A 13027-nucleotide genomic window follows, 5' to 3' on the forward strand; every position below is an offset into this window, starting at 1 on the left:
TTTTTACATCTATTGTGAAATGGTACTCTATAAGTTGAACTATTGAATCCACTCATAAAAAGGACAAAAGAAAAAGGACAGCTCCGATAAAGACCGAGCTGTCCTTTTTCATTCTCATGTTATTGGAGTGTGACCTTAGGATTGAGCGTGATCTCAAAGGCGCGCCACCAGATGAAATCAGGATTGTCATAAACCAGCGAAGCACTGCTGTATTCTGCCAATGTCCACGAACACCCCTTTATTTGTTTGACATTGCATGTCGGAGCGGAGGTGCCAATCAGGAAAGCGTCCCTTCCGGCCAGCGTTGTTTGGTGGATCTGCATTTGATCTCGGAGGATCGTGAACACTTGCTGGTAAGCTGATTCTGTGTTAAAGAGACGCATGTTTTGATCAGCGAACGAGGCTTGAAGATTATCGTATCGGATATTGCTTGGAGTTCTGGAATAGCTTCGGACATCGACGACAGCAAGCCTCTTATAATAGTAATCCTTCAAAAATCGTTTAAAGAGTAGTGACCCATGAGCGTTAACGGCCGTATTCAACTCGGAGGCAGAGGTCTCTGATACCAAATAAGCGTATCTCGCTTGCCCCATGCCAAGCGAGATGCCCATAAGGTTCCCGGCAGTGTTCCATGCACTATAACCTAATAGGCGTCCCGTATACTGGCTGTCTAGCAGCGCTTCCGTTACCGTTGGATTGGCAGAGCCTTTCCCGGTGAAATCCATAACCACAGTTGCTACGAAGTTTGTTCCATTGGCATGGATACGGCTTACGGCACTGGACACCTGTGTTTCGTCTGTGATTGCCAGAATTTCAATGTTTGGTGTGCAAGTGACATATTGGCCGCCAACAATATCAATATGACGAAGAATATTCTGATGTACAGTCATGTATTCATAGTTGTTGATGATCGTGGATCCATGAGGACCGTAATATTGCACCGAAATTTGCGTTTTGCTGCCTTCTCGATGCAATTGATTAGCCATCCGTGCTACCAGAGAATGACCCAAGCCATCTGCATCAGGCAATATAATGGCACGATTCGGATTTTGCCCCTCGCAACCGCCGAGATAACGATCGATGTAGTTCTCCACAAATTTAATTTCATTGATTTGCACACCTTCTATTTTCGCATCGTCCACTCCAACGGCCAGGAAATCAATATAGCCCTGACGTACCAGCCTGTCCAATACATAATGATTGGTTTTAAACTTATGTTGCCTTGTGTTGTAGTAATGGGTTTTATTGAATTGGACGGTATCGCCCAGCTCGGTGCCATCACTGGATACATTATAACCGTTCAAAATATCGCTGAAGTCTGTATATTTTTTGCGAGCTATACCCATGAAACTGCGAGACTCGGTGTACGCATTATAAGAGAGTCCCTCCACATAAGTGGTCGTAGCGAGTCGCAAAATGGTATCAAACACATAGATTGGCTTGCTGGGATAATGCTGTTTAATCTCGCGGATTAGGTCAAGCAAGTCTGTTGTCCCTGAATCATAATGGGGATACGTCCCTCCTGCGCTTGTTCGCAAACGTCTACTACCGATTAACCCCCCATAAACGAGCATATCGATAGAAATAATAAACCCCTGGACGGAAGAGGCATGACTCAATATGAACTGACGAATATCCTCCGGTTTACCAAAAGTAGGTGCGGAGGTGCCTATAAGTTGGCTGCCAGAAGCTTCTGCGACCGAATCGATTCGGTTACGAATATCTGCAGCAGTAGGAGTTATCAGGTTCAAGCCCGAAGCTTGTCCCAATTTGATTACATCATCAAGGTTTACCGGGCGATCATCCAAGGGTACATACAATACATTTTTCATTGGTCAACTCTCCTTATATATGGTTTGATAGGCCTTCATATATATAGGTAAATTTTCCATTCCGTTTACAACCACAAATCAATTATTTTTTTCAATCCAATCTTCCAAACCGTTCAAGCGATTGGTGGAGCACCGATATTTTTTTCAATCTATTATTATTGGCATCATCTTTTTGAACGGCGTGATCATTGTCGCCGAAACGTACAGCGCGAGTCAGTTCCTGGCCTACTTCGACAAAATCATCGACTCATTAATCCGGTCGTTGCCTGCTTTAACGGCGTGCTCGGGTTAACGCTGCTTATATGTGAGCCTATGCTTATTTAACCGCGTATGATCAAAAGGAGGAATATTACAGTTTTCGCTGCACTGAGGCATCCGAAGGTAAATTTTCAGCTTTATTTAAGTATTCGTTAAGAAATTGGACCATGGAATGGTAAGATATGTTCCTTATACTTTCCTTCAGAGAGTACATAAGGAGGCAGTCGGGATGGGATCCATACATCATGCGAAACGGAACATTAGGCTTACTATGGTATGGCCAGCAATCATAGTATTGGTTGGTGTCTTGCTACTATCGGGGTGCGCAGAGTTCAAGATTTCTGGTGAAGATACCCGGATTGAGAATCGAACCATTGGAGGGGCGGCAGCAGCCAATAGAAACTCATCGATGGCACCAGCATCCTTTCTCGAGCAATTATGGGGGGAAATATCAGACGGGGTGACGAATCGCACCAGAAAAATGACAGGCAGGCAAACGCCGGGCCATACCCTATCCGAAGCGAGTTGGCGTATGGAGGTACGATAATGTAGGGAAGACGGCTAATTGTGAAATGGCTGCAGAAATCATTTTAACGAGATCTTCTCGTGAATGTAGACGGCAATAAGAGAATTAGGATGGGCTCCTTTCCTGGAAGGGAGCTTTTTGTTTTGATTTTGGAACCTATTGTCTTATAATAGCGTTTACATGATATATGCTTGTAAGGGAGAGGATGGTTTCTGTGAGTTTACGTGTACCGATTCGAAAGCGACTAATTATCGGAATAACGGCAGCTGTCTGTATTTCACTTGTTGGGCAACCGGCTCAGGGTACACAGGTGAGCGCTCGTATCGTAGTCGCCGAAACTGCTGGAGGCTTTAAATCCGGTCAGCATGTTACGATTCAGCAGAAGACTGCTCTGTTCCCTAATGAACTTACCAAGAACAGCCATCTTGCAGATCTTAAGATAAGTTATTATGGCACGAAGGGAGAACCCTTCCGGATTAGCTCTGTGAAGGGTGATATGGCATTTATCGAATCCGAGATATGGGGGAAATTGTGGCTCCCGACATGGTATTTGACCAAGGAAGCAGCACAAAGTAAAGAGATTTCGCCGGTCTCGCTTCAAATGCGCAGTAGTGGCAGTCTATTTCTTGCCCCCGGAAGCGGGCTTAAATGGCCGGTAGCCGCAAGCGGAACGTCACTCACTGCCGTAGCGCAGTGGAAGGACTGGTACGGTGTGCTCCTGAGTCCTTCTATCTGGATGGAGGATAACCAGGGCTATCTTCCTGTAATGATGTGGGTACAGGGGAAAGACATAATAAGCAAGAAGACGATGCCTGACGACCTTCTCGATGGGAATTCCGAAGTATCAACGGACGTGGTGCGCAGCTTGACGGAATTCCTCTTCAAAAAAGGAACGACTTCCGCTTATGTGAAAAAGCTGCTCGGTGAGCCGCAGGTGAGGGAGACATCACGGAATCAGGAGTATGACTCTAATAAACCGATGATCCTCGGTGAGACCTGGAGATATGAGCTGCGGGATGTGTTTTTTACAGCCACCTTCTCACCGTCCGGAAAGCTGACGGCTAGTGAATGGGTGACTCCTGCTCGTTCCAACTTTTCCGTTATACCGCCGCTGAAGACGATCGAAGCTGAGCCAGACTGGCGAAATCAGGGCAATCTGAATTTCACCTTCCTGCTTGAGGCAAACGAGGACGTCCTGCTCCTCAAGGGGGATGATGGCGGATACAGCGGGATGCATGATAATTCATCCTTGTATGCAATAGATCGTCGTACCGGCAAGAAGCTGTGGCAGGAGGATGCGGGATTTGGCTGGTATACGGCTGTTACGGATAAGGAGCAGGAGCATGTCACGATGTTCTCGGCTTATGATCCCGTCATTAAAAAGTACCAAGCCAGGGTGCGGCATATCCGGTTATCCGATGGAAAAGTGTTATGGGAGGTTAAGCCGAAGAACGAGTTTGGCCTTACCATGACGGCTGCGCAAGACACGGTAGTTCTGGATGAACCGCTCGATCTGAACCAGACCAAAAGCGTACTGAGCGTTTTGGATCAGGAAAACGGAAAGTTGCGTTGGAAAAAGACGTTGTCCGGGGAATACCGCTTGTTAAACCAAAGTACGAATGACCCGTATGTGCTCATTGAACAGAACGGACGCCTTGATGCGTATGATCCTGTAACCGGTAAAACAGCATGGAATATCAAGTTCGGGAACAAGGTAATGGACGATCCGACCCGAAATCCGTATTTTACCGGTGGCTATCGCTACGATCCGGTATCTCCTGCGGATATGACAACAAGATGGATGCTGCTTGGCAAGGAGTGGGTTCTGCTCAATACGGAAACCGGCGAGCGCGAAGGCGTGTATCCAGCACGTGAGATGGAACGTTTCGAGGTGTTGAATGAGCGATATCTATTAGTGCAGCGTGCGCTGAATGGGGAGTATTTCAGCGGGGCGACCGCTTACGAAAGCGTGTTGTATGATCGTCTGGAAGATCGGGAATTATGGTCCGTGAAAGGCAAGGCCGCCCGCGGCGTCATCGAGGGAGAGCGAGTCTACCTTACCTTGAACGGCATGCCGGCAGCGGTGGATAAAGAGACCGGCAGCGTAATATGGAAGGTGGACACCACTTCCAAAGTCAATGACGATCTGTCCCATCTGGTTGCCAGCAGTTATGGAATACTGGATCAGTACCTGCTTCTGAGCTTGGGAAGCGATCTTGTGGTGCTGAACAAGGAAGATGGCAGAGGCTTGGGAAGATTGCATAACGTGATTACCGGCAACGTGGATTTGCGAGAGCAAAATGCCAGAAACGGTGCGCTGAACGTGACGGATCATGAGGTGTTGGTCGGAACAGTGAATGGAGCGTTCATTCGCTATGATGCGGAAGAATTAAAGGCTCGTCTGGATGAGCTGCTATAGCCTGTTTTTATCGATGGATGATGAGGTAAAGGTGTTGAACGCATGGAATAAAAAAGATGAATTAGCGATAAGCGTCCCTGGTGTGGTAACAGATGCTGGGGGCGTTTTTTGGTTTACTTTTGATGAACTTAAGAAATAACTTGTTAAAATTTACCTTGACTCCATTTGAAAATAATGTAATTATAAATATATCGAACGGATATATCAAATAGATATATAATATGGAAAGTGGTGATTACCTTGCTGGAATACATTCTCCTCGGCATGCTGATGGAAGGAACGATGAGCGGCTATGATCTTAAGAAAACAATCGACAGCACTGTGGGCACTTTCTACAAAGCGAGTTACGGAAGTCTTTATCCTGCGCTCAAGAGACTCGCAGAGAAGGACATGGTTACGCTGACCGAGACGGATAACAGTAAGAACAAGAAGCTATATACACTGCTGCCTAGCGGTCAAAAGGCTTTTCTCGACTGGTTGTCCGGACCGATGCAGACGGGGCGCAATGAGCAGCTGATCCGCATATTCTTTTTTGATTATTTGGATGAAGACCTTCGTCAAAAACGATTGGCTGAGTACATATTTAAGCTGGATCAGGAAATTCACATGCTTGAGGCGGTGCAGAACGTCGTGACTGGAGAATTGGCCGAGATCGAACATCCGGAGAATTATTACTATCGGGTATCGGTTCTGGCGTATGGATTGAACCATTTTCAGATGGAACGGCAATGGCTGAAGGATATTATGGAGAGGAAGGATCTGAACCATGTCAAACCTGAAAACTAGGGTTTCTTTTTCACAAAACCGCCCGGTTTTAACTGTTATCATTATCGAGGTACTGCTGTTATTAGCCGTATTTGCCGCCGGAGCTTACGCCACGATTAAAGAGTTGAGTTATACTTCGCCTGTGCTGATCTCATTTATCCCGATCGCGCTGGTGTTGATAGTGTACTTTACATGGAAAAAGAAGTGGAATGCGCTCGGTTTCCATAAGCTCAGCAGTATTCCAGCCAACGGTTGGGTCTACTATTCTCCCTTGCTCCTTATTTTGATTGTCATCTCGCTCAAAGGAATGCGCGATATTAGCGCTTCGGAGGTCCTGTTCTTTATCTTCTTTACCCTGCTCGTTGGTTTTGTGGAGGAGAGCATCTATCGGGGATTGATTCTGAAGACACTGCTGCCCAAAGGCATTACGACCGCGGTCATCACCTCCAGCATCCTGTTCGCAGTCACGCACGTACTGAACGTCTTATCAGGGCAGGATGCAATCCAAACGATTTTACAGATTGTATACGCTCTGCTTATAGGCGCTGTACTGGCTCTGCTGATGGTGAAGAACAAAAATATCATTCCTTTGATTCTATTCCACTTCCTTCACAACTTTATCCAGTTTGTCGGTAATGACAATAGTGATGCCTTTATCGGTTATGATTTATTGATCCTACTGGTGTTGGCCGTCCATTGTGTCTGGCTGTCTTTATCTTTGAGAAAACCTCCGGTATTAGTTGTAATGTGATTGCAGGGGTATTTAGACGGATACGGTTCTATAAAAAGTCATAAAAAAAACGGATGAAACGTTAATTAACGTTCATCCGTTTTTTTGACTTGAACTGCTGCTGGGAGAAAATTTCCCACGAAGCACATTTTGCAAGAATTTAACATTGACTTTGGTAGGGATTAGAAGTTACTATAGCAGTGAAATGTACTTAAACGTTTAAGTGATTAGAAAAGGGGGAGTATTCATGTCAAAACGTTTGTTGATTTCTACAATCATTTTAACGTTGTTCTGCCTTTCATTCCTCACTGCATGTGGAACGGATAAACAATCATCAAGCCAGCAATCACAAGGGAATGAAGCAGCAGGTAACGAACCACAAGATGGGATGAAGCCGGAGGCCGGGGCTGAATTGCTTGTATGGGAATCGAAAGGTCCTGAACTCGACTTTATGAAAGCGGTCGCAGATGATTTTGAAAAGGAATATGGAATAAAAGTAAAGGTAGAGCCGGTTCCTGCGATAGATGCCGTCAAGAAACTTACCACAGATGGACCCGCTGGAATTGGTGCCGATGTCTTCTCATCGCCACATGATCAATTGGGAAACGCTGTTATGGCAGGACTCGTATTGCAAAATGATGTGTTTACCGATTCTGAAAAAAATGATTTTATGTCTTCTGCAATCGATGGCGTTAGCTATGATGGTGTCCTGTATGGGTTTCCAACAGCCATTGACACCTATGCGCTTTTTTACAATAAGAAGTTGATGGAGAAGGCCCCGAAGACTTATGAGGAGATCATTAAGTTCGCCGAAACTTATAACGATCCGAAAAATAAGAAATATGGTTTTATGTGGGATGTAGGTCAGTTGTATTTATCTTATTCATTCCTTGGCGGTTACGGAGGATATGTATTTGGCAATCATGGGACGGATATAAATGATATCGGTCTTAATAATGATAAGTCGATTGAAGGAGCAAGATTCTTACAATCCTTTAAAAAAGTATTGCCCCTAAATATAAACGACCTCAATGATAATATTATCACTGGATTTTTCCAAGAAGGCAAAACAGCTGCCATTATTAATGGACCGTGGTTCATTTCAACTTTGGCAAGTACGGAAATGGATTATGGCGTAGCTCCTTTACCTCTATTGCCTAATGGTGAACATCCAGTAAGTTTTTCAGGTATTAGAGGTTTATATGTGAACTCATACACGAAATATCCCGTTGCTGCAAAATTGTTTGCTAGTTATGCGACAACGAAACAAAGTTTAACGAAACGTTTTGAAATGACAACTCAATTGCCTCCCAGGAAAGATCTGATGGACGATCCGCTTCTTACGAACGACCCTAATACAATGGCTTTCTTAGAGCAAGCGAAATATTCAATTCCAATGCCGTCTATTCCCGAAATGGGTAATGTATGGGTTCCTGCAAGTGCTGCTCTCTCATCCATTTGGAATGACAATCAAGACCCGGGCACAGTTTTAAATAAAGCCGTAAGTCAAATCAAAACAGCAATCAATACGAAAAAGTAGGATGATACTCCAAATCTCAGTAAGGCGGTCTCAGATATGCATTTGAACCAAAGTTCTCGTCAGCATCAGACGAAAGGCATGATTTTGTCTGCGGTTTTTATTGGATTGGGCCAACTGTACAACAAGCAGTATCTGAAGGGCTTGATTTATATGATCCTAGCCCAATTGTTCTTCTGGAACTATTATCCTGTTGCCTATAAAGGCATAGTGGGATTTATTACATTAGGCGATGTGCCTACAAAGGTTATTCAGGGGAAAGTCGTACAGGGTGACCATTCTATTTTTCTATTAATCAATGGTCTGATCACATTCATAATCATTCTGTTGTATTTGGGTTTTTATTTCATGAATATTTATGATGCTAGGAAAAACGGAGCGCTTAGAGACGAAGGAGGATGTGCTCCACGATTTACAGATTCCATTAAAACCATGAAATTTCGTAAATTGCCCTACCTTTTGTTATTGCCCGCAGCTTTTTTTGTCTTGTTTGTGACCTTAATACCTCTGCTATTTAATGTGTTGATCGCATTTACCAATTATTCTGCTCCTGGACATATTCCGGATCGGGCATTAGTGGATTGGATCGGATTTAGCGTGTTCTATGATTTATTTGCACAAGAATCATGGAGAACTACCTTCTTCGGAATATCCGTCTGGAATTTGATATGGGCTACAGTTTCGACGAGCACCGTTTTTCTGAGCGGTCTTTTATTAGCAATGATGGTGAATCACCCAAGGATTCGATTCAAAAAGTTTTGGAGAACCATCTTTATCCTGCCTTGGGCGGTTCCACAATTCATATCGATTTTGGTTTTTAGGGTATTATTGAACGGCTCATTCGGTCCGATTAACGATTTGGTGGTGAAGCTTGGTTTCTCACCAGTACCGTGGCTCTCCGATCCGACGATGGCGAAAGTGTCTATCCTTATGGTGAATTTGTGGTTCTCAACCCCTTTTCTCATGGCATTGATGTCGGGGATCTTAACGACAATGCCGCGCGACATTTACGAAGCTGCAGAGGTAGACGGCGCCTCAAAATTTCAAAACTTTTTTAAGATCACTCTTCCTCTTGTCTTATTGGCTACCGCGCCTATTTTTATTATGCAATTCGCTTTTAATTTTAATAATTTCAATCTAATTTATTTACTAACGGATGGGAAACCGGAAAATCCGGACTTTTACTACGCAGGAAGCACCGATATTCTGATCTCATGGATTTTTAAAATGACACTGAACCAAAGTCAATTTAATATGGCTTCTGCTGTGTCTATTATTATGTTCGTTTTCATTGCGTTTTTCTCCTTATGGAATTACAGGCGGATGAAGTCAAATAAAGAAGAGGATTTGGTCTAAATGTCGAAAATAAAAGACAACTTGCTGGTCATTGGCATCTACATGATTTTCATTGTGCTATTCATTACCACGATATATCCAATTATTTGGGTTATTGGAACTTCACTTAATCCCGGCAATACCTTATTGGTGAGTCAGATGTTTCCTGATCATCCCACGATTGCTCATTATGTTGATCTTATAAGGAACACGGATTTTGGACTGTGGTACAAAAATACAATAAAGATCGCCATTTCGAATGCGGTGATATCCACCTCACTTGTAGCTGCGACGGCTTATGCCTTTTCTAGATTTCGATTTAAAGGTAGACAAACAGGATTAATGACGTTATTAATCTTGCAAATGTTTCCCGGCTTCTTATCCGTCATGGCACTATTTGTTCTACTGTTACAAACGAGGTTGCTAGATACACATCTAGGGTTAATTCTGATTTATGCTGGCGGGTCCATTTCAATGGGAACATGGGTGATGAAAGGTCATTTTGACACGATTCCCAAAAGTCTAGAAGAAGCTGCTTTTATGGATGGGGCCAGTAATAAGGATTCATTTTTAAAAATTATTTTACCTTTGTCATTGCCGGCCATTACATTCGTTGCACTGAATAGTTTTATTACGCCTTTCATGGATTTTATTTTGCCGCAAATTGTTCTAAGATCATCGGAAAAAATGACGTTAGCACAAGGGTTATATAATATGGTGGCGAACGAGACAAATTCCAGCTTTACTTTATTTGCCGCCGGTGCAGTGCTCGTTGCGTTGCCAATTACGATTCTGTATATGTACTTCCAGAAATATTTGATTAACGGGATCGCTGCGGGTGCGGATAAAGGTTAAGGGATTACAAATCACATATGTCTAAGGAGAGTACCATGTTATTAGAAGCGATCTATCACCGACCTAGGAATGCCTATTGCTATGCATACGATGATAATCTCATTCATATCAGAATTCGGACCAAAAAAGATGACCTCGAAGAGGTTCAAGCCTTCTACGGTGATAAGTATGATTGGGATAATACCGCATGCGAAAAGGCTCTTCATAAAATAGCAAGTGACGAATTATTCGATTACTGGCAAGTAGAAATCGAACCTACACATTTACGACTCAGATACGCCTTTCACTTGATATCAGGGGATCAAACATATTGGTACACGGAGAAAGGTTTCTGTAAAGAAAAACCGAAGCACCCTTTAACATTTTTCGATTTTCCGTTTATTTGGCCGCATGAGGTGTTAAAACCGCCAGCGTGGGTAAAGGAGTCCGTATTTTATCAAATTTTCCCTGAAAGGTTTGCTAACGGTGATTCGAGCAATGATCCTGCATCTGTGCGTCCTTGGAAAGACAGCAATCCGGGTCCGCAAGATTATTATGGAGGAGATCTGCAAGGTGTGTTAGATCAGTTAGATTACATCAGTTCCCTAGGTGTTAATGCCATTTACTTCACCCCTATATTCGAAGCCAAAACAAATCATAAATACGATACGACAGATTACTTAAAAGTAGATCCCCATTTTGGAGATGTTAAGTTATTAAAAAAACTGGTGAATTCATGTCATGAGCGCGGTATTCGTGTCATCCTTGATGCGGTGTTTAATCACAGCGGTTATGACTTTGCACCCTTCCAGGATGTAATCGAGAACGGAGAGAAATCTAAATATCGCGATTGGTTCCATATCAAGCAATTTCCGATTACATGTGAGCCAAGGCCATCTTATCATTGTTTTGCCTTTGAATCACATATGCCTAAGCTTAATACGTCTAACCCTGAAGTGCGAAAATACTTGTTAGAAGTTGCTAAGTATTGGGTTACCGAATGTGATATTGATGGTTGGAGACTGGATGTGGCAAATGAGGTTGACCACGATTTTTGGAGAGAGTTCCGAAAAACATTAAAAGCGCTGAAGCCCGATTTATATATTCTGGGAGAGATTTGGCACGATGCCATGCCGTGGCTGGAAGGAGACCAATTTGACGCGGTTATGAACTATCCTGCAACGGATGCGATTATCGAGTTTTTTGCGAAGGATACCCTGAATGCGGAACAGTTCTCCTATCAAATCAATTGGCTCTTGGCTAATTACCCGCAGCAAGTAAACGAAGCCACCTTTAACGTTCTGGGAAGCCACGATACGCCGAGACTGCTCACAGTCTCACAGGACGAGAATAAATTAAAGCTGGCTGTACTGTTTCAATTCATACTCCTGGGAACGCCCTGCATTTACTATGGGGATGAAGTAGGGATGACAGGGGGAGCAGACCCAGATTGCAGGAAACCAATGATTTGGGAAAAGGATAAACAAAACCACATGCTTTTTAATTTTTATCGGGATATGATTGCCATTCGAAAGAAACATCGCGTAATACAAGAAGGCTCATTCCATTTTGTGTATGCCAAAAATAATCAACTTGTCGTACAAAGAAAGAATGACAATGAACGAATCTACATTTGTTTTAATAACAGCAGTCAATCGGAACAAGTTGATTTCAAAATTCATCAGGAATTTTCACCCGAACAAATGATAGGCAACGGAACATATGAAGTGGAGGGGGATGCCATTACCGTAAGTTTACCTGCATTCGGATGGATCGTATTAAATACCGCCAAGGGCACCCGTTTGACAAAAGAATAGGGATATGGTTAAATCTCTTAAACGTTTAAGTAAAGGCGGTTTATCCATGAAAAAAACAACGATTAAAGATATAGCAAAAGAAGCAAATGTATCGATCGCGACAGTTTCTTATATTTTAAACAATGTGAAGACGCAATCCATTTCGGATGAAACGCGTGTTAAAGTTCTTAAAATTGCCCAACAGCTTAAGTACGTGACAAACCGAACAGCCCAGTCTTTAAAAATCAAGAAAACCGGATTAATTGGCATCATTTTGTTCAAAGAGGAAAACCAGCATGTATGGTCTGATTTAAAATATGCGAAAGCCATTTTTAAGCTTGAGCAGTTATGCAGCGAGTTAGGTTACCATGTCCTCTTTATGCAAATCGATAGCATGACGCCATCCAACAAGATTATTATGGAAAGAAATCTAGATGGTGCGTTCTTAATAAATGTGGATCAAGACAGATTCTCGACGATATCCAATTACTTTGGATTTGGAGTTCCTGTATTTGTAATGGACAGTTACATCGATAACTCATTGTTTCATAAAGTCCTCCCAGATTTTGAGCAAAGCTTTCAATTATCTCAGCGTTTACTTGGTGAATCCCCCCAATTTCTGATTATGGATTCCTATAACAATGTTGAACTCATGGAGTTTATTAAACAAAAGTCAAATTTAGCTGAAAACCAGATTTATGTCTCAGATAACACAGCTAGTAACATGAATACGTTCTTATCCCAATTTCCAGACAGCCCGGGAATGGTCGTGAACGAATTTTTAGCTAACGAGGTATTCAAAACGCATAAAAAAATAGTTGCCATATGCACCTGCGATTGTTCGGAGATCTTGAGAGACGATATGTATCAAATCAAGTTCAATTTGAATGATTATAAAGGAGTTGTGCGCATGATGGATCGTTACATTCAGGATGTGGATTATGTAAACAAGGAGAAATTCTTTTTCTTGTCGACCCAATCCTAATAATTTTAGT

General features: G+C 42.9%; 10 protein-coding genes. 9 read left to right on the top strand and 1 reads right to left on the bottom strand.

All coding sequences use genetic code 11. From position 1 onward, the window contains the following. Nucleotides 1-119 precede the first annotated feature (119 nt). Nucleotides 120-1832, bottom strand: a complete 1713-nt coding sequence (locus tag CRG97_RS06665; protein WP_098742330.1) for a DUF4127 family protein — start codon at nt 1830-1832, stop codon at nt 120-122. A 487-nt stretch (nt 1833-2319) separates the two neighbouring features. Here CRG97_RS06665 and CRG97_RS06670 point away from each other — a divergent pair, with 487 nt between their 5' ends. From CRG97_RS06670 to CRG97_RS06710, 9 genes are all read left to right on the top strand, one after another. Continuing rightward, a complete protein-coding gene (locus CRG97_RS06670) occupies nt 2320-2637 on the top strand; it encodes a hypothetical protein (protein WP_076322895.1) in 318 nt (105 codons plus the stop codon). A 184-nt stretch (nt 2638-2821) separates the two neighbouring features. Further along, a complete protein-coding gene (locus tag CRG97_RS06675) occupies nt 2822-5035 on the top strand; it encodes an outer membrane protein assembly factor BamB family protein (protein WP_237566320.1) in 2214 nt (737 codons plus the stop codon). 231 nt (nt 5036-5266) lie between these two features. Next, the gene (locus tag CRG97_RS06680) at nt 5267-5821 is read left to right on the top strand and encodes a PadR family transcriptional regulator (protein ID WP_237566321.1); all 555 of its coding nucleotides are present in this window, start codon (nt 5267-5269) and stop codon (nt 5819-5821) included. Continuing rightward, nucleotides 5802-6551: a CPBP family intramembrane glutamic endopeptidase gene (locus CRG97_RS06685; RefSeq protein ID WP_098742332.1), complete on the top strand. Its 750-nt coding sequence runs from the start codon at nt 5802-5804 to the stop codon at nt 6549-6551. The genes CRG97_RS06680 and CRG97_RS06685 overlap by 20 nt, the downstream gene beginning before the upstream one ends. 226 nt (nt 6552-6777) lie before the next feature. After that, complete coding sequence (locus CRG97_RS06690; protein WP_098742333.1) at nt 6778-8070, top strand: sugar ABC transporter substrate-binding protein; 1293 nt, start codon at nt 6778-6780, stop codon at nt 8068-8070. A 36-nt stretch (nt 8071-8106) separates the two neighbouring features. Further along, complete coding sequence (locus CRG97_RS06695; RefSeq protein WP_098742334.1) at nt 8107-9423, top strand: sugar ABC transporter permease; 1317 nt, start codon at nt 8107-8109, stop codon at nt 9421-9423. Further along, nucleotides 9424-10257 (top strand): sugar ABC transporter permease, encoded by an 834-nt coding sequence (locus CRG97_RS06700; protein WP_098742335.1) that lies wholly within the window; start codon nt 9424-9426, stop codon nt 10255-10257. A gap of 35 nt (nt 10258-10292) precedes the next feature. Beyond that, nucleotides 10293-12053, top strand: coding sequence for an alpha-glycosidase (locus CRG97_RS06705; RefSeq protein WP_098742336.1), 1761 nt, complete (start codon nt 10293-10295; stop codon nt 12051-12053). 46 nt (nt 12054-12099) lie between these two features. Continuing rightward, nucleotides 12100-13017, top strand: a complete 918-nt coding sequence (locus CRG97_RS06710) for a LacI family DNA-binding transcriptional regulator (protein WP_098742337.1) — start codon at nt 12100-12102, stop codon at nt 13015-13017. Nucleotides 13018-13027 lie beyond the last annotated feature (10 nt).

Origin of the sequence: Paenibacillus sp. EZ-K15, from assembly GCF_002573715.1 — a bacterium.
Lineage (GTDB): Bacteria > Bacillota > Bacilli > Paenibacillales > Paenibacillaceae > Paenibacillus_AQ.